The 16,764-nt window shown below is 64.9% G+C and carries 16 protein-coding genes; 6 read left to right on the top strand and 10 right to left on the bottom strand.

Annotated features, from left to right (window positions below; all coding sequences use genetic code 11):
* Positions 1–2: 2 nt before the first annotated feature.
* Together CIT37_RS02370 and CIT37_RS02365 are read right to left on the bottom strand one after the other, a co-directional pair.
* Positions 3–764: an ABC transporter ATP-binding protein gene (locus tag CIT37_RS02370; RefSeq protein WP_018321609.1), complete on the bottom strand. Its 762-nt coding sequence runs from the start codon at positions 762–764 to the stop codon at positions 3–5.
* On the bottom strand, positions 764–1,783 hold the full coding sequence (locus CIT37_RS02365; protein ID WP_038951261.1) for an ABC transporter substrate-binding protein: 1,020 nt from the start codon (positions 1,781–1,783) through the stop codon (positions 764–766). Before CIT37_RS02365 ends, CIT37_RS02370 begins: the two co-directional genes overlap by 1 nt.
* A 94-nt stretch (positions 1,784–1,877) precedes the next feature.
* Here CIT37_RS02365 and CIT37_RS02360 point away from each other — a divergent pair, with 94 nt between their 5' ends.
* The 3 genes from CIT37_RS02360 to CIT37_RS02350 all read left to right on the top strand — a co-directional run bounded on the left by CIT37_RS02360 (position 1,878) and on the right by CIT37_RS02350 (position 6,778).
* On the top strand, positions 1,878–2,591 hold the full coding sequence (locus CIT37_RS02360; RefSeq protein ID WP_038951262.1) for a GntR family transcriptional regulator: 714 nt from the start codon (positions 1,878–1,880) through the stop codon (positions 2,589–2,591).
* Between the two features lie 196 nt (positions 2,592–2,787).
* A complete protein-coding gene (locus CIT37_RS02355; protein WP_095425507.1) occupies positions 2,788–3,207 on the top strand; it encodes a response regulator in 420 nt (139 codons plus the stop codon).
* On the top strand, positions 3,185–6,778 hold the full coding sequence (locus CIT37_RS02350) for a PAS domain S-box protein (protein ID WP_095425506.1): 3,594 nt from the start codon (positions 3,185–3,187) through the stop codon (positions 6,776–6,778). The genes CIT37_RS02355 and CIT37_RS02350 overlap by 23 nt, the downstream gene beginning before the upstream one ends.
* Positions 6,779–6,918: 140 nt before the next feature.
* Here CIT37_RS02350 and CIT37_RS02345 read toward each other — a convergent pair whose 3' ends face one another.
* The gene (locus CIT37_RS02345) at positions 6,919–7,554 is read right to left on the bottom strand and encodes a response regulator transcription factor (protein ID WP_026202588.1); all 636 of its coding nucleotides are present in this window, start codon (positions 7,552–7,554) and stop codon (positions 6,919–6,921) included.
* A gap of 149 nt (positions 7,555–7,703) precedes the next feature.
* On the opposite strand from CIT37_RS02345, the gene CIT37_RS02340 reads away from it, so the two are divergent.
* Positions 7,704–8,024, top strand: a complete 321-nt coding sequence (locus CIT37_RS02340; RefSeq protein ID WP_028143854.1) for a hypothetical protein — start codon at positions 7,704–7,706, stop codon at positions 8,022–8,024.
* Between the two features lie 55 nt (positions 8,025–8,079).
* On the opposite strand, the gene CIT37_RS02335 is transcribed toward CIT37_RS02340, so the two are convergent.
* The 7 genes from CIT37_RS02335 to CIT37_RS02305 form a co-directional block, all read right to left on the bottom strand.
* On the bottom strand, positions 8,080–8,583 hold the full coding sequence (locus CIT37_RS02335) for a response regulator (RefSeq protein ID WP_028143853.1): 504 nt from the start codon (positions 8,581–8,583) through the stop codon (positions 8,080–8,082).
* A 141-nt stretch (positions 8,584–8,724) separates the two neighbouring features.
* Complete coding sequence (locus tag CIT37_RS02330) at positions 8,725–9,042, bottom strand: hypothetical protein (protein WP_018321617.1); 318 nt, start codon at positions 9,040–9,042, stop codon at positions 8,725–8,727.
* Positions 9,043–9,044: 2 nt separating this feature from the next.
* Positions 9,045–9,923: a CheR family methyltransferase gene (locus CIT37_RS02325; RefSeq protein WP_028143852.1), complete on the bottom strand. Its 879-nt coding sequence runs from the start codon at positions 9,921–9,923 to the stop codon at positions 9,045–9,047.
* A gap of 60 nt (positions 9,924–9,983) precedes the next feature.
* Complete coding sequence (locus CIT37_RS02320; protein ID WP_028143851.1) at positions 9,984–10,370, bottom strand: response regulator; 387 nt, start codon at positions 10,368–10,370, stop codon at positions 9,984–9,986.
* A 31-nt stretch (positions 10,371–10,401) separates the two neighbouring features.
* Positions 10,402–10,875, bottom strand: a complete 474-nt coding sequence (locus CIT37_RS02315; protein WP_095425505.1) for a chemotaxis protein CheW — start codon at positions 10,873–10,875, stop codon at positions 10,402–10,404.
* 27 nt (positions 10,876–10,902) lie between these two features.
* On the bottom strand, positions 10,903–13,698 hold the full coding sequence (locus CIT37_RS02310; RefSeq protein ID WP_109866577.1) for a hybrid sensor histidine kinase/response regulator: 2,796 nt from the start codon (positions 13,696–13,698) through the stop codon (positions 10,903–10,905).
* 427 nt (positions 13,699–14,125) lie between these two features.
* The gene (locus CIT37_RS02305; RefSeq protein ID WP_038949377.1) at positions 14,126–14,608 is read right to left on the bottom strand and encodes a response regulator; all 483 of its coding nucleotides are present in this window, start codon (positions 14,606–14,608) and stop codon (positions 14,126–14,128) included.
* 434 nt (positions 14,609–15,042) lie between these two features.
* Between CIT37_RS02305 and CIT37_RS02300 the strand changes: the two genes are divergently transcribed.
* Positions 15,043–15,753, top strand: coding sequence for a Crp/Fnr family transcriptional regulator (locus CIT37_RS02300; protein WP_095425463.1), 711 nt, complete (start codon positions 15,043–15,045; stop codon positions 15,751–15,753).
* 189 nt (positions 15,754–15,942) lie between these two features.
* Complete coding sequence (locus CIT37_RS02295) at positions 15,943–16,641, top strand: Crp/Fnr family transcriptional regulator (protein ID WP_038949375.1); 699 nt, start codon at positions 15,943–15,945, stop codon at positions 16,639–16,641.
* The last annotated feature ends 123 nt before the right edge of the window (positions 16,642–16,764 follow it).

The following is a 16,764-nucleotide window of genomic DNA, read 5'->3' as shown; positions in this document are numbered from 1 at the left end:
CCTCAATGCGCGGTGGCTTCGCCGGCGAACAGGAGATCGTGGATCTCCTTCTCCAGCCGGCCGGCGCTGCCGTCTTCGTTCGAGACCTTGTCGACGTCGATCACCTCGGCCTTGACGCGGCCGGGATGCGGCGACAGCAGCAGGATGCGGTTGCCGATGCGGATCGCCTCCGCAATCGAATGGGTCACGAACAGCACGGTGAACTTGGTCTCGCTCCAGAGCTGGAGCAGCTCGTCCTGGCAGGTGCGGCGCGTCAACGCATCGAGCGCCGCGAACGGCTCGTCCATCAAGAGGATATCAGGCTCCATCGCCATGCCGCGCGCGATCGCGACGCGCTGCTTCATGCCGCCGGACAGCGTGTGCGGATAGGCATCGACCACGCGGGTGAGGCCGACCTTCTCGATATAGGCCCGTGCCTTGGCCTCGGCGTCCCTGCGCGACAGTTTTCGCGCAGTCAGCAGCGGAAACATGACGTTGGCGAGCACGCTCTTCCACGGCAGGAGCTGGTCGAACTCCTGGAAGATCATCATCCGGTCGGCGCCGGGACCGTGGATCTCGCGATCGCCTATGGTCATGCGGCCCTCGCTCGGGGTCATGTAGCCGCCGACGGCCTTGAGCAGGGTCGACTTGCCGCAGCCGGACGGACCCAGCAGCACGAAGCGGTCGGACTTGTCGACCGTGAAACTCACCCTCTCCGTGGCGGTGACGACTGCGCTGGAGGTCTTGTAGCGCAGCGTCACGGAGCTGACGTCGAGCAGCGCCATCAGTTGCCCTTCAGATCGTGCGCGACGGGGAGATAATAATCCGTCCAGGCCTTGGGCTGGCTCTTCAGCGTGCCGGTCTTGAACAGATGCGCAGCGAATTTCATCGTGCCCTGCGGCTCGAGATTCCACTCCATCATGCCGGGCTCCTTGAGCAGATCGAGCAACTCCTCGACCGAGGTCTTGTCGCCGGTGATCTCCTTGTAGATCTCGACCGCCTGCTTCGTGTCGCTGCGGATCAGGGCCTGCGCTTCCTTGGTCGCGTCGCGCACGGCCTGGATGATCTTTGGATTGGCCTCGGCGAATTTGGTGGTGGTGAAGAACTGGGCCTGGCTGAGCGGCCCGCCCATCACGTCCGGCGACGACAGCACGATATGCGCGCCCGGCACGTTCTTCAGCTCCAGGAAGGTGAAGGGCGGGATGGAGAAGTGGTTGTGCACCTCGTGCTTGGGATTGGACAGCGCCGCATAAGCGTCGGGATGGCCGAGTTGAACGGTGTTGGCATCCAGCTTCGACCATTGGTCGGCGCCGAAGGCCTCGGCGGCCGCGATCTGCAGCACGATCGCCTGGGTCGACACCTTGACGGTCGGCACCGCGATCTTGTCGGAGGGGCCGAAATCCCTGATCGACTTGATGTTGGCGTCGCGGCTGATCAGCGTCATCGGCTGCGCCGAGGTCGCGACGATGCCCTTCACGCCGCCGCGGGTGCGGTCCCACAGCAGCAGAAGATTGCCGGTGCCGGTGTTGAGGATGTCGACGCCGCCCGCGAGCAGCGCATCGGTCTGCGCGCCGCCGCCGGAGAAGGTGATCCATTTGGTGGTGACGCCCGCGAGGCCGAGTGAAGCTGCGTGCTTCTCGATCAGCTTCAGCTTCTCCATGATGTGGCTCGGCATGTAGAAAATGCCGGGCTGGCGCGACAGCGCGATCTCGGATTTCTGCTGCGCACGCGCCGGCGAAGCCGCCAGCACGGTTGCGACGATCAGGGCGATGGCGGCAGCGCCACGCTGGAATGGCTTGATCATAATTGTTCGTTTCCTCCGGCCGCCATTGACGAGCGATCCTGCTGATGCACTAATGCATTAGTGCATCAAAGGCAAGTCCGCCGGAGCCCTCGCCATGGAAACAGCCCATCCCGCGCCCCGCGCGGCCCGCCCCGGCGCGCGGCTCGACCGGGCCCGGCAGGCCGCGCCGCAGGTGTTCGAGCGGCTGCGCAACGCCATTCTCGCGCTCGAACTGCCCCCGGGCTCGCCGCTGTCGCGCACGGATCTCGCCGCGCAATTCGGGGTCAGCTCGACGCCGATCCGCGACGCCCTGATGCGGCTCGAGGAAGAAGGGCTCGTGGACGTGTTTCCGCAGCACGCGACCGTGGTCAGCCGGGTCGATGTCGGCCGCGCCGAGCAGGCGCATTTCCTGCGCCAGGCGCTGGAGCTCGAAATCGTCCGGCTGCTCGCGGAGCAGCATGACCAGGCCCTGGTCCTCCGCCTCGACCATGTGATCGCGCTTCAGCAGCAGTTCGCGAAAGCCGGGGACTTCGAGAGCTTCATCGCCGCCGACAATGATTTTCACGCCCAGCTTTATGCGGCGGCCGGCAAGCAGGAGCTCTGGACGCTGGTGCGCAGCCGCAGCGGACATATCGACCGGCTGCGCCGGCTGCATTTGCCCTCACCCGGCAAGGCCCAGAACATCGTCCGTCACCACAAGCTGATCACCCGCGCGATCGAAGCCGGAGATTCCGATGCCGCGCAACAGCATCTGCGCAAGCATTTGTCGGGCACGCTCAGCGAACTCGACAAGATCCGGAGCCATTATCCGGAATATCTGACCGATTAGACAGACCACCAGCCTGACGAACCCTTATGCACGCAACCGTGCATAAGCATGCGTCCCCGTTTTCGGCTTAGGCGAGCATTCACCGGACGTTCGCGAAGTGCTTGCAGGCCGGGCTGAATCCGCGCAACAATTTCGTCTTTGATGGTTTGATTTGCGGCCGGTGGGGACGTCCTGTCCGGCCCGGAGGAATTCAGACGTGGCCAACATCCTGATCGTGGATGACGACCCGGCCGTCCAACTCACGATCCGGCTGCTCCTGGAGAGGGCCGGTCATCACGTCACCGTCGCGGGCGATGGCCGCAAGGGACTTGCGCTGTTCGAGGCCAGCCGGTTCGACCTCCTGTTTCTCGACATCTTCATGCCCGGCATGGACGGGCTGGAGACGATGCGTCACATCCGGGTGCTGGCTCCGGCCATTCCGATCATCGTCATTTCCGGCCGTTCGATCACGCCGGATGCCTATGCGGAGCCGGACTTCCTGAAGATGGCGACCAAGCTCGGCGCGGTGGCAAGTTTGCAAAAGCCGTTCCGGCCCGACGCCCTGCTCGCCGCGGTCGATGGCTGCCTGAAAGCAGGCGAGCCGGAGGGGTCCGATGTCAGCTCCGGCCACCGATGACGGGGGCGCCGCTGCTCCAGGCCAGACCAGGCGCGGTCATCCGGGAAGCCCTGCGAACATCCGCTTGACCCTCGCAACGCGGCTGGCGATCGCGATGATCCTGCTGGTGGCGGTCACCGTGGCCGCAGTCGGATGGCTCGGCTTTCGCAACACCACGCAAGCGGTCATTCCGCGCGTCCTGGAGCGGGTCGAGGCCCAGTCACGCCTGCTCGCGGCCAACCTGGAATCCTATGTTGCCGGAGTCCGCGGCGATTTGATCGGCTATCGCTCTGCCGCGGCCATCAACGGCCTGATCCGCGCCCGTCTCGGCGGAGGAGTTGACCCCCTTGACGGCGTTACAGAGCAGACCTGGCGCGACCGCATCGCGACGCGGCTCGCAGCCGAGATCGAGGCCAAGCCCAGCTACGGGCAGTTTCGCATCATCGGTCTCGACGACGACCAGCGCGAGCTGGTCCGCGTCGACCGCTCCGGCCCGCATGGAGCGGCGCGGATCGTCCCCAACAGCGAGCTGGAGCGCAAGGGCGACCGAGCCTACTTTCAGGACACGATGAGGCTGGCGCCGGGCGAGATTTACGTGTCGCCGATCGATCTCGCGACCCGCCAGGGGGGCACCACGGTCTTGCACACTCCGACGCTGCGGGTCGCTACGCCGCTGTTCACGCCGAATGGCAAGCCGTTCGGGATCATCATCGCCAATATCGACATGCGTCCGGCCCTCGACCGCATCCGCTCGACGGCGAGCTCGGGTGGCGAGATCTACGTCGTGAATTCGCACGGCGATTATCTCGTTCATCCCGATCGCGCGCGGGAATTCGCCTCATTGCAGGGCCGCCCCACCAACTGGCGCGATGATTTTCCATTCTTCTCGGCCATGGCCGGCACGTCGGACCTATCCACGCGGCTCATGACCGACGCGTCGGGCCGGCCGACCGGCGCGGCGATCGCGCCGGCGCTGCTGGCGGGCAAGGAATGGACCGCAATCATCGTGACCATTCCCCCGTCCGTCTTCGGCCGGGTGCCGGCCGCCATTCAAAAGACGTCCGTGCTGGTCGGCGTGCTCGCCGTCCTCGCCGCAGCGGCGCTCGCGGTGCTGCTGGCGCGCTCATTGACCCGCCCGATCGGCCGCCTGACCGCGGCCGTGGAGGCGATCGGCCGCGGACGGCAGGCGGACATCCCCGTCGATGCCAGCGGCGAGACGGGCGTGCTGGCGCGGGCTTTCGCCCAGATGGTCGAAGAGACGCGGGCGAAGACAGCCGCTCTCGAGCGCGAGATCCGGGAGCATCGCCGCACCGAGGCCGCACGAAGCCATCATGCGGCACGCGAGCAGTTGTTCAGCGCCGCCGTCGAATCGTCCGACGATGCGATCGTGATGCAGACGCTCGACGCCATCATCACGGGCTGGAATCCGGCCGCCGAGCGGCTCTATGGCTATTCGGCGAGTGAAGCGATCGGGAAATCCACTGCGATCATCGTGCCGCCCGACCGGCGCGAGCATGGCAAGGACTATCTGGCGCGGATCGCGCGGGGCGAGTCGATCGAGCGGTTCGAGACGGTGCGCCTGCGCAAGGACGGCACGCCGGTCGAGATCTCACTCAGCCTCTCGCCGATCAGGGGGCCGTCCGGCGAGATCATCGGCGTCTCCGGGACCGCGCATAGTCTCACCGAGGCGCGGCGGGCCGAGCGGCAGCTGCAGCAGCAGCTCGAAGAGCGCCGACAGATCTTCGATACCTCGCAGGATCTGATCATGGTCATGGACCCGCGGGGCCATGTCGCGCAGATCAGCCCGAGCAGCGAGACCATTCTCGGCTACCGGCCGGACGAGATGATCGGCCGCAGCGGCGCGGACTTCATTCATCCCGACCATCTGGCGCAATCGCGCGAGGACATGCGCGCGCTGCGGCGCGGCGAGCGCCCCAAGCTCGGCGACACCCGCTGTTTCCACAAGAACGGACACGAGGTCTGGCTGTCCTGGCTCGGCAATTGGTCCGAGCAGGCGCAGCGCTTCTTCTTCGTCGGACGCGACATGACGGAAGCGCGGCTCGCGCAGGAATCGCTGCGCGAGAGCGAGCGACTCGCCCGAAACATCGTCGAGACCTCGCTCGACGCCTTCATCCAGACCGACGAGACCAGCAGCATCCTGAACTGGAATTCGCAGGCCGAGCAGCTGTTCGGCTGGCGCCGCGACGAGGTGCTCGGCAAGAGCACGATCGACCTGATCGTCGCCGAGAGCGAACGCGAGAGGGTCAGGGCCGGCCTGAAGCAATTCCTGAAGAACGAGGACGGCAGGACGCTGAACCGCCGCCGCGAGCTGATGTGCTGCCGCCGCGACGGCAAGGAATTCAAGGCCGAGCTGAGCGTCACCGCGCTGAAGCGCCGCGAAGGCCTGCTGTTCAACGTCTTTTACCGCGACCTCACCGACAAGATCGCCGCCGAGGAGCGCATCCGCCATGCCGAGAAGATGGAGGCGGTCGGCCAGCTCACCGGCGGCGTGGCGCACGATTTCAACAACATCCTCACCGTCATCACCGGGACGATCGAGATTCTCGCGGAGGCCGTCGAAAAGGAGCCGCAGCTTGCGGCCATCACGAAGATGATCGACGAGGCCGCCGCGCGCGGCGCCGATCTGACCCAGCACCTGCTCGCCTTCGCGCGCAAGCAGCCGCTCCAGCCGCGCGAGATCGACATCAACTCGCTGGTGGTCGACACCGCGAAGCTGTTGAGGCCGACGCTGGGCGAGCAGATCCAGATCGAATCGGTGTTCGAGGACGAGAATTGCGTCGCGATCGTCGATCCCAACCAGCTCACCACCGCGATCCTCAATCTCGCGCTCAATGCCCGCGACGCCATGCCCGGCGGCGGCAAGCTGATCGTGGAGACCGGCGCCGCCTATCTCGACGAGGTCTATGCCAGCGGCAACGACGTCCGTCCCGGCCATTACGTGCTGATCGCCGTGAGCGACACCGGCACCGGGATCCCTGCGAACATGCTGCCCAGGGTGTTCGATCCCTTCTTCACCTCGAAGGGACCGGGCAAGGGCACCGGACTCGGGCTGTCGATGGTCTATGGCTTCATCAAGCAGTCCGCAGGCCACATCAAGATCTACAGCGAGGAAGGCCACGGCACCACGATCAAGATGTACCTGCCGCCCGGCAAGACGCCGACGGCCATCGGCGAGGGCGTGACGCCTGCGACGATCGAGGGCGGACACGAGACGATCCTGGTGGTCGAGGACGACCGGCTGGTGCGCGACTACGTGCTGGCGCAGCTGCATGCGCTGGGTTACGTCACCTTGCAGGCCGCGAACGCGGCGGAGGCGCTCGCGATCGTTGCCGCCGGCAGGCCGTTCGACCTGCTGTTCACCGACGTCATCATGCCCGGCAAGATGAACGGACGGCAGCTCGCCGACGAACTGATGAAGACACGCCCCGATCTCAGGGTGGTCTACACGTCAGGCTATACCGAGAATGCGATCATCCATCACGGCCGGCTGGATTCCGGCGTCCTGCTGCTGGCCAAGCCCTATCGCAAATCGGATCTCGCGCGGATCATCCGCAAGGCACTGAGCGGCTGATTGCTCGTGTGTCCCGGACAAGGCGCAGCGTGCAACGCTGCGACGCAGAGCCGGGACCAGAACTGTCAGCGGTGAAATTCGAGAGATGGGCCCCGCTCAGCAGCGCATCATTGCATGATGCGCTGCGTCCGGGGCACGAGTTACGACGCGCGCTGGGCCGCGGTCATCACGATGCGGATCAGATCGGCGGCGTTGCGCGCGCCGAGCTTCTTCATGATGTTGGCGCGGTGATCCTCGATGGTGCGCGGGCTGATGCCGAGGGTGCGGCCGGCTTCCTTGTTGGACGCACCGGAGGCGAACTGCTCGAGCACCTCGCGCTCCCTGCGCGTCAGCGGCTCACGTCCGGGGAAGTGCAGCGAGCCGAATTTCGGCGAGGCGTTCTCCGCCTGCCTGCGCGCATAGGCGCCGATCGCCTCGTCGAGCCGGCCGACGATTTCGCTGCCGCGGAACGGCTTCTCGATGAAGTCCAGCGCGCCGCTCTTGATCGCGCCCACCGCCATCGCGATGTCGCCCTGTCCGGAGATCATGAAGATCGGCGCCGGATAATCCTCGCCGTGCAGTTCCTTCAGAATGTCGAGGCCCGACTTTCCGGGAATGTTCACGTCGAGCAGGATCGCAGCCGGTGTGCGGTTTCGCGCGACGGAGAGCAGCGCTGCGCCGTCCGCAAAACAGATCACCTCATAGCCCGCCGCCTTCAACACCATCGACAGGGTGTCGCGAACGGCAGGGTCGTCGTCGACCACGAAGATTTCACCGCGAGAGCTTTGTTCGGCCATGTGCCACATCCAGTTGGCATGAAGGACTCGCGTCCGCGCCAACTGTTATGGCGTTCGGCGCGGATTCGGCCCACCCGTATTTGTACGGGACATGGACTTAACGCACAAGTAGCGGCAGGGTGCCTAATTGCGGGGTACGGAGAATATCCATGCTAAATTTCGCTGGCACACCCCCGCTCATCGCGATGCTTGAGACCGACAGCCGTCGGTTGATCGCTGCCGATCTTCGCTCCCTGATCACACGGATCGAGAGCAGCATGCGCCTGATCGACGCAGCCATGATGGAAGCTGGCCTGTTGGAAATGGGCCTGGCGCACGACGATCATGGCGATCCGGCCGGTTCCGCCGACATTTTCGTGCTCGACGACGTCACGCCGCGCTATGCGACGGCGAGCGCCGCCCTCAACGCCTGCCGGGCGGGCCTTGGCCACGCCCTGCAATGCCTCTCTGAATCCGGCACCCCGGCATAGATCGCTATCAGCGCGGCGCAGGGCCGCATGCCATCGCATGGCAGCTCCGCAAACCTTACGCGCGGTGGCGTTCCACGATCGCGTCGGTGGCAACACCACCCCAGGTGTGGATCGCCGGAAGGCCCATCGCGGTCTTGCCGAGATTGGCGAGGCTGATGCGCAAGGCCGCAAGGTCGAGCGGCTTCGGCAGGCTCTGGAGCTCGATCCCGACGGACCGGGCGAAGCTGCGGGCGGCGCTGCGGCGCTTGCCGTCCATGCCGCTGATGACGATCACCGCGCCACCGAACTTCGCCGCCGCCATCTCGCGCAGCACGTCGATGCCGTCGCCATCCTCCAGCACGAGATCGAGCGTCACGCAGTCGAAGCGCGCGGCGCGGAGCTTCTCGATCGCATCCGCCACTGACGGCGCCACGGTGACTTCGTGGCCGGCCTGCTTGGCGGCGACCGTGATCAGGCTGCGCTGCGTGGCGTCGTCATCGACCACAAGGAGCTGAAGCGCACGCCGCTCGGCGCCGTCGGGCAGGTTTGAGGGGATGGGGGAAAGAGAACTTCTGGGCATTTCAGTATCCTGAGATTGGGACCAACAATGGATACACGCTTCGCGCTTAGGCCGCGTAAAGTTCCTGGCGCCAATTCACTCGGATGTTTTCAGAAAATGTGAAGCAACGGGCCGGAAAAGACGGCGACGGATGCGGGCGGATCACGCCGCTTCGTCGCGGCCGCCGGCTGCGCCGCGCTTCTTCCTGTTCTTGCCGCGCAGGAACTGAATGTCCATCTCGGCGCCGTTGACGCGGACCAGCTCGCAGCGGCGGTAGGCGAGGCCCGTGGACGACAACAGCAGGAAGAACTCTTTCAGGTTCAACCCCTGGATCGAGCCTTCCACCGTGAGGATGGCGTCGGTATCGGAGATCGCGTTGAGCTTGCAGTCGCGGCGCCAGGTGCCGTCGATGGCCATGATGCAGACATCGTAGCCGCGACTGAAAGTCACGCGTTCCGTACCCTTGCCATCCTCGGCCATGTCTATCGTCCTGCCATGGCCGCCAGGCGCGGCGCGGCGCCGGCGAGAGCCGGCTTGGCGGCTGCGGCACGCGGATCGTTCGGCTTGTAGAGGCCGCGCCGCTCCGGAATCGGCCGGAACGTATCGGTCAGGCCGACCACGGTTTCGGCCGCACCCAACACCAGGAAGCCGTCGGGCTCGATCTGGCGCGCCAGCCGGTTGAAGATGTTGATCTTGGTGTCCTGATCGAAATAGATCAGCACGTTGCGGCAGAAGATGACGTCGAAGGTGCCGAGCTGCGCGAAATCGTGCAGCAGGTTGAGCTGCCGGTGCTGGATCATCGCCCGCAATTCGGGATTAACCTGCCAGGTCTCGCCGGTCTGCTTGAAATATTTCATCAGCATCTGGATCGGCAGGCCGCGCTGCACCTCGAACTGGCTGTAGATTCCGGCCTTGGCCTTCTCCAGCACCTCCTGCGACAGATCGGTCGCGATGATCTCGATGCGCCAGCCGGTAAGGGCCGCGCCCATCTCCTTCAGGCACATCGCCAGCGAATAGGGCTCCTGCCCGGTCGAGCCGGCGGCGCACCAGATCCGTATGCTGCGGCGGGCGGCCCGCGCCTTGATGATCTCGGGCATGATGGTGTCGCGGAAATGATCGAACGGGACCTTGTCGCGGAAGAAGAAGGTCTCGTTGGTGGTCATGGCTTCGACCACGTCGGTGATCACCGTGCGCGAGCCGCCCTGCAGCTTCTGCACGAGTTCGCCGATGCCGGAGAGCCCGGCCTTGCGGGCCAGCGGCAGCAGGCGGCTTTCGATCAGATATTGCTTGTCTGCGGAAAGATCGAGACCGGAATTGTCCTTCAGGAATTTACGCAGATACTCATACTCGGTCGGGGTCACGGATGGCCTCTTCGAAGCTGTACTGGAACACTCTGGCCTAAATACGCGGGCCAGACACACTCAGACCATGGCTTGTCCGACCGGGATCAAACCAACTTCAGCGAACTTGTCGGCGATGATGTCTTTGTCGAAAGGCTTCATGATGTACTCGTTGGCGCCGCCGCTGAGCGCCTGGGCAATATGAGCCACATTGTTCTCGGTGGTGCAGAACACCACCTTGGGCTGGTCGCCGCCGGGCAGGCGGCGCATGTGGCCCATGAATTCGAAGCCGTCCATGACCGGCATATTCCAGTCGAGCAGCACCGCGTCGGGCAGCTGCCGCTGACAGATCTCGAGCGCCTTCGAGCCGTCCTCGGCTTCGGTGACTTGGAATTCCAGGCCTTCCAGGATCCGGCGCGCGATCTTGCGAACGACGCTGGAATCATCGACCACCAAACATGTCTTCATTTTGGTTCTCCGGCTTCGATGTTTCGTTGGCTCACGCAGCCATCTGCACTTTGGTTTCGAGCTCGAGGACGCGATCGACGTCGAGGACGACCATGAGCTGGCCGTCGAGGCGATGGACGCCGCCGGCGAGCTTGGCCATGCGGGGGTCGAGGTTGACGGGATTTTCTTCCATGCCGGCTTCCGGCAGGCGCAGCACCTCGCCGATCTGGTCGATCAGGAGGCCATAGGATTCGCCGCGGAGGTCAACGCCGACCGCCATCGGCACCTTGCCGTCCTCGGGCTGCGGCAGGCCGAGGCGGGCGCGCATGTCGACCACGGTGACGATGCGGCCGCGCAGATTGAGCACGCCCGCGATCTCGCGCGAGGACAAGGGCACGCGGGTGACGCGCTCGGGCATGAACACGTCCTGGACCCGGGAGATCGGCAGGCCGAACAGCTGGCCGCCGATCATCGCGGTGACGTATTCGACCATGGCGCCTTCGCCCACTTGCGTCTTCTTGTTCATCTGCTTCTCCTGATCCCTGTCCTGCTCTTACGCCGCTGCCCGGTTCAGCTCGGAGGCGCCGGCGGCACCCGCGGTCTGTTCCTTCAGCGCCGCGATCAGACCGGGACGGTCGAACTTGGCGACATAGTCGTGGAAGCCGGCCTGACGGCCGCGCTCGATCGCCGCCGGCGACACCAGCGCGGACAGGCCGATGATCGGCATCGAGCCCAGATTGTTGTCGGAGCGGATAACTTCCGCGAACTCGAACCCGTTCATGTCGGGCATCTCGATGTCGGTCAGGACCACGTCGAAGCTCTGCGCCCGCAGTGCCGCGAGGCCCTCCTGCGCGGTCGGCGCGGTGCGGACGCGGTAGCCGGCGGCCTTGAGCACGGGCGCCAGCATGTTGCGGAAGAAGGCGCTGTCGTCGACCAGCAGCACCGACTGCGAGTGCATCGACGGCTTCATCTCCTTGCGGGTGAACCAGTCGGCGAACGCCATCGGGAGGAAGTGGCCGACGTCGATCACCTCGGTGGCCTGGCCCTTGATCACGGCCGAGCCGAGGATGCCGGAGGCGGAGCCGCCGACCTCGATGTTGAGCCGTTCCTCGACGATGTCGATGATCTCGTCGACGACGAGGCCCATGGAGCGGCCGTCATCGGCGAACACCAGGATCGGCTGGGCGCCCTGGCTGGCAATGGTGACGCCTTCCATGGCAACGAGCGGCATCAGCTGCTCGCGGTATTGCACCATGTAGCGGCCGTTCGAGAACTCGATCTTGTCGGCGGGCAGCTCTTCCAGGCGGGTGACGAGGCCAAGCGGGACCGCCTTGGGCTGCGACGAGCCGGCGCGGAACACCAGCAGCGAAGTGGTCTGCTCGCCCGATCCGATGTGGTGCGCGCCGTTCTCGTCGCCCATGTCATGGGCCGAGGAGCCGGCGGCGCCAAGCGCCTTGGCAATGCCGTTGGGGTCGATGATCATGATCACCGCGCCATCGCCCAGGATGGTGTTGCCGGAGAACATGTCGATGTGACGCAGCTTGGTCGACATCGGCTTCACCACGATTTCTTCGGTGTGGAACACGCCGTCGACGACGATGCCGAAGGTCTGGCTGCCGACTTGCGTGACCACGATGAAGCCGTTCTCGGGATCGGACGCGGCGCCGTCGTCGATCTTGAGCAGCTTCTTCAAATGGATCAGCGGCAGCAGCTTGTTGCGCAGACGGAGGACCGCGGTGTCCTTGATGCGCTCGATGCGGTGCTCTGAGTTGGCGCGGGCCCGCACCAGCTCGACCACCGAGAGCTGCGGGATCGCAAAGCGGTCGCCGGCGGCTTCGACGATCAGGGCGGAGACGATCGCCAGCGTCAGCGGGATCTTGATGGTGACGGAGCTTCCCTCGCCGGCCACCGACTTGATGTCGATGGTGCCGCCGATCTGGTCGATATTGGTGCGCACCACGTCCATGCCGACGCCGCGGCCCGACACCGAGGTGATGGCGGCTGCGGTGGAGAAGCCGGGCGCGAAGATGAACTTGTGGATCTGGGCTTCGCTCATCTTCTCGAGCTCGGCCTCGGTGACCAACCCTGAGGAGATCGCCTTGGCCTTGATCTTCTCGGTGTTGAGGCCACGGCCGTTGTCGGCGATGCAGATGATGATGTGGCCGCCCTCGTGATAGGCGGACAGGCGGATGGTGCCCTGCTCGCCCTTGCCGGATGCGAGACGCTCGGCGGGGGTCTCCAGGCCATGATCGGCGGAGTTGCGCACCATGTGGGTGAGCGGGTCCTTGATCAGGTCGAGCACCTGGCGGTCGAGCTCGGTGTCGGCGCCGTGCATCTCCAATTCGATCTGCTTGCCGAGTTCGCTCGACAGGTCGCGGACGATGCGGGGCAGCTTCTGCCAGGCATTGCCGATCGGCTGCATGCGCGTCTTCATGACGCCTTCCTGCAGCTCGGCGGTGACGTTGGACAGGCGCTGCAACGGCACCTTGAACTCGGTGTCCTCGTTGCGGCGGGAGATCTCCAGCAGCTGGTTGCGGGTCAGCACCAGCTCGGAAACCATGGTCATCAGATGCTCCAGCGTATCCACGTTGACGCGGATCGACTGGTTGGCGATGCGGTCGCCTTCGCTGGCGCCCTCGTCGGCCATCGACTTCTTCGGCGCGGCCTTCTCCTTGGCGGACTTTGCTTCCTTGGCGGTTTCCTTGGCAACGGGCGCGGGCGCTTCAGCGGCCGGCGCGGGCTTGGCTTCAGCCTGAGCAACAGGCGTCGGCGCCTCGATCGCGGTCTCGCGGAAGGCGCGCTCGAGCTCGTCGAGCGAGACTTCGCCCGGACGCAGCGGGCGCTCCAGGGTCTGGTCGATCAGCGTGCCCGAGGTCAGGTTTGCCGGCGCAGCAGCGGCAACCGGGGCTTCCGGCACCAGCGGCGGAGCTTCGGCAACGGGAGCGGCGGCAGCGCCCGCGGCCATTGCCGCCATGCCCTGCTCGACCATCGCTTCCAGCTTGTCGATGAGATCGCGGTCGGTCCCCTCGGGCTCGGCTTCGGTCGCCTCGAGGCCGGCGAGGATTTCCTTGATGCGGTCGATCGAGGACAGGATCACCGTCACCGCCTGCCCGGTCACCGGCATGCCGTCACGGAATTTGCCCATCAACGTCTCGCCGGCATGCGCCAGCGCTTCGAGCCGCGGCAATCCGAGGAAGCCGCAGGTGCCCTTGATGGTGTGGACCAGGCGGAAGATGTTATCCAGGATCTTGGCGTTGTTCGGCTCCTGCTCGAACTTCACCAACTGGTTGTCGACGGTGTCCAGGCTCTCGCTGGTCTCCGTCAAAAACTCCCGCAACAGATCATCCATGAGCTACGCCTTACTGACCTGACCCCTGGACTTCGGCGCCTGCGCCACCTTTGGCACGGACGGAAGCCCTATTCTCGATCGTTAGACATCCCTTTTCACAGTCCCGTTAATTTCATCCTCCGTCCTAATACGGATATTGAAGAGAAGTTTGCGGTTCGCCCGCATGCGGCTGCGCCTTTCGGCAAAACCGGCTCCGCGCCGCGACGGTGGGGACGCGTGAGGTAAACGGGCCGATAACAGCGGGCGAAGCGCGCCGGAAAATCCTGCTCATGAAGGACGATAGGGGCGGCCTGCGGGACATCGAACCGCGCCGTCCGCAACCAGAGGCGCAGTCGCGCCCCTCAGTTCGCATTGGCGGCGCGATCTGCGTGGTCCGCGGACGCGGTAAACGAACCGTTACCCCGTGGCCATAGCCGCCCGCGCCGCGCTAACCCAATCGCGCGGCCGAGGCGATGTCGCCGTCGGGACGGTGCTCCGCCAGGCAATCGTTGATGGCGGCGAGCAGCGCGTGCGGCGTGAACGGCTTGCGCAGACAGCGTGCGGCACCGAGCTCGAGCGCCATCCGGAGGAAATCGGGTGCAGGCGAATTCAGATTTGCAAAGGCGTAGCCGGACATCGCGATCAGCGGAATGACCGGCGCCCGCTCGTGAAAGAGCCGGATCGATTCGAAGCCGCGCATGTGCGGCATAAAGATATCGATGATCATCAGATCGAATTGCTGGTGTTCGAGCGCGCGCAGTCCGGCTTCACCTCCTTCGGCAATCGTTACCCGAAAATTGTTGCGCTGGAGATAGACCTCGATGGCCATGCAGACCATCGGGTCGTCGTCGACAACGAGAATATGGCGCAGACCTTCTGTCCCCATTTGAGTTTCCCGTTTTGGCGATTCAATAATTGAACCGTGGGGCACGCCGTTCTCCTTTGCTTTCAATCGAAAAAATGGACGGTCGCGAATGTCGTTGGCGGCACGGGGAAGATGGACGCGAAATCTGCGGCCACGCGACGCCAGGCTTCATGGCAATATTGGATGGCTGTAAATGCTGGTCCAACGGACGACACTGCGCGGGTCGACCGGCCTCTGATCGCAGCGCGGATGCAATGCTTCCGGCTCATGAAAGCCCCCCTGCAGCTTTTTCCTGCGCAGCCCCTGCAGGACCGGCGCACAGGCTCATGAGCGAATCAGCGCGCCATTCTTATTTCCGCCGCAAATGCCGCAGCCTGTCTGCCCTCTAACGGGTATATGGACAGCCCCACAACCTTTACAATATGTTTTTGTCACCGCGCAACTGGATGACGAGCGGGCTTTACACCGATCGTACATCGAACACGCCGGATTGACCTTCGATGATTGCGAGCGGCCGCCCGTCCAACCAATTACTGCAAATGCTCGACGCGGCAGATCTCGATCTGCTGCGTCCGCATCTCGCCACAGTCGAAATGGTCAGGAAATCTGTCTTGTGCGAGGCGGGTGCTGCGCTGAGATATGTCTACTTCCCGCATGGCGGATCCGTTTCGATCACGGTGGGCCTGTCCGAAGGACAGATGATCGAGGTGGCGATGCTGGGCCGCGACAGTGTCGTCGGTGGCGGCGCGGCGCTTGCCGGCGGCATCGCGCCGACAGACGCGGTCGTGCTGTTCCCAGGGACCGCTTCCGTGCTGGAAATCGCAGCTTTCCGTACGGTCGCTGCCGCAAGCGCGCCGTTTCGCCAGCTGATGGTCCGCCATGAGCAGGCCTTGCTCGCGCATGCGCAGCAGTCGCTGCTCTGCAATACGCTGCACCCGGTCGAGGCGCGCCTCGCGCGCTGGCTCCTGCGTGCCCGCGATCTCTCGGACAGTGAAATCCTGCCGCTGACCCAGGAGGCGCTGGCGCAGATGTTGGGCGTACGGCGCAATGCCGTCTCGCTGGTCGCGCATGCGCTGCAGCGGGCCGGCATCATTCACTACAGCCGCGGCCAGATTGAAATCCTCGATCTGCGGGCGCTGGAGACGACGTCCTGCGACTGCCATTCGGCCGTGAAAGCCCACCACCTCCGCCTGGTAGGAACCGGGCCGTGACGACAGCTCGGCGCAATCAACGGTATGCGGGCGTGCACGCAGCGTGGCAGGACCGCTGCCGTGGTCGGACAACGTGTCCCAATTGCCAATATATCCCGGCGTGAACATGATGGAACTTACCCGCCGCCGGGCGTGATTTCGTCTATCGCGATTCGATGGCGCGGGAACGGGAGGCAGCTTTTGGAAACGATGGTGCGCTCAGCCAACGGTTTCCTGTCCGCACTGTCGGCAGACGACTATGAATCGATCCGCCCGCACCTGCGAACAGTCGACCTGCCCCATGACGCAGTGCTGGTCGAGACCGGCGAGGCGCTGAAGCGCGCGTATTTTCCCCACCGCGGCGTCATTTCGCTGGTGGTGAAACTCGCCAAGGGCGAGCATGTGCAAGTCGCCATGATCGGCCGAGACAGCCTGCTCGGGACGCTCTCGACCATGGGCGATGCGTCCGCGCTGAACACCGCCATCGTGCTGGTTCCGGGCGTCGCGTCGGTGATGGATCTCGACCGGCTGCGGATCGCCGCCGATCAGAGCAGCACCCTGCGCACGTTGCTGACGCGCCACGGGCTCGCGGTCTACGCCCAGGTCCAGCAGACGGCAGGCTGCAATGCCGCCCATCCGGTGGAGTCGCGGCTGTCGCGCTGCCTGTTGCACACGCATGACCTCTCGGGCGACTACCGGCTGCTGCTGACCCAGGAGGCCATGGCGCAGATGATCGGCGCACGGCGCAACAGCGTGTCGCTGGTCGCCAACACCCTGCAACAAGCCAATTTCATCCATTACAGCCGCGGGCACATCCAGATCACCAACCTCGACGGCCTGCGCCAGACGGCGTGCGAATGCTACGCCACCGTGAAGGCCCAGTACGACCGGCTGCTCGGCGCGCGCTGACCGCCGCACGCGCATGGTAAACTGCCTGCTAATGCCGGCCTGCAAACACCTAGTGTCCTGCTACCGGAACTGAAATTCGAATGCCGTAGACACGGGGCATTCCTCGCGCCGGGACGTGCCGCG

Source organism: Bradyrhizobium ottawaense, assembly GCF_002278135.3.
Taxonomy (GTDB): Bacteria; Pseudomonadota; Alphaproteobacteria; order Rhizobiales; family Xanthobacteraceae; genus Bradyrhizobium; species Bradyrhizobium ottawaense.
The sequence above is the reverse complement of the archived record's forward strand: the minus strand, read 5'-3'. Positions and strand labels throughout refer to the sequence as shown.

What these genes read in the sequence shown, in the direction of transcription:
- CIT37_RS02300 (WP_095425463.1), top strand. Translation starts at nt 15,043, where the DNA reads ATGATTGCGAGCGGCCGCCCGTCCAACCAATTACTGCAAATGCTCGAC.
- CIT37_RS02335 (WP_028143853.1), bottom strand. Translation starts at nt 8,583, where the DNA reads ATGCCCAGAAGTTCTCTTTCCCCCATCCCCTCAAACCTGCCCGACGGC.
- CIT37_RS02370 (WP_018321609.1), bottom strand. Translation starts at nt 764, where the DNA reads ATGGCGCTGCTCGACGTCAGCTCCGTGACGCTGCGCTACAAGACCTCC.
- CIT37_RS02315 (WP_095425505.1), bottom strand. Translation starts at nt 10,875, where the DNA reads ATGAACAAGAAGACGCAAGTGGGCGAAGGCGCCATGGTCGAATACGTC.
- CIT37_RS02345 (WP_026202588.1), bottom strand. Translation starts at nt 7,554, where the DNA reads ATGGCCGAACAAAGCTCTCGCGGTGAAATCTTCGTGGTCGACGACGAC.
- CIT37_RS02330 (WP_018321617.1), bottom strand. Translation starts at nt 9,042, where the DNA reads ATGGCCGAGGATGGCAAGGGTACGGAACGCGTGACTTTCAGTCGCGGC.
- CIT37_RS02340 (WP_028143854.1), top strand. Translation starts at nt 7,704, where the DNA reads ATGCTAAATTTCGCTGGCACACCCCCGCTCATCGCGATGCTTGAGACC.
- CIT37_RS02320 (WP_028143851.1), bottom strand. Translation starts at nt 10,370, where the DNA reads ATGAAGACATGTTTGGTGGTCGATGATTCCAGCGTCGTTCGCAAGATC.
- CIT37_RS02295 (WP_038949375.1), top strand. Translation starts at nt 15,943, where the DNA reads ATGGTGCGCTCAGCCAACGGTTTCCTGTCCGCACTGTCGGCAGACGAC.
- CIT37_RS02310 (WP_109866577.1), bottom strand. Translation starts at nt 13,698, where the DNA reads ATGGATGATCTGTTGCGGGAGTTTTTGACGGAGACCAGCGAGAGCCTG.
- CIT37_RS02350 (WP_095425506.1), top strand. Translation starts at nt 3,185, where the DNA reads ATGTCAGCTCCGGCCACCGATGACGGGGGCGCCGCTGCTCCAGGCCAG.
- CIT37_RS02365 (WP_038951261.1), bottom strand. Translation starts at nt 1,783, where the DNA reads ATGATCAAGCCATTCCAGCGTGGCGCTGCCGCCATCGCCCTGATCGTC.
- CIT37_RS02360 (WP_038951262.1), top strand. Translation starts at nt 1,878, where the DNA reads ATGGAAACAGCCCATCCCGCGCCCCGCGCGGCCCGCCCCGGCGCGCGG.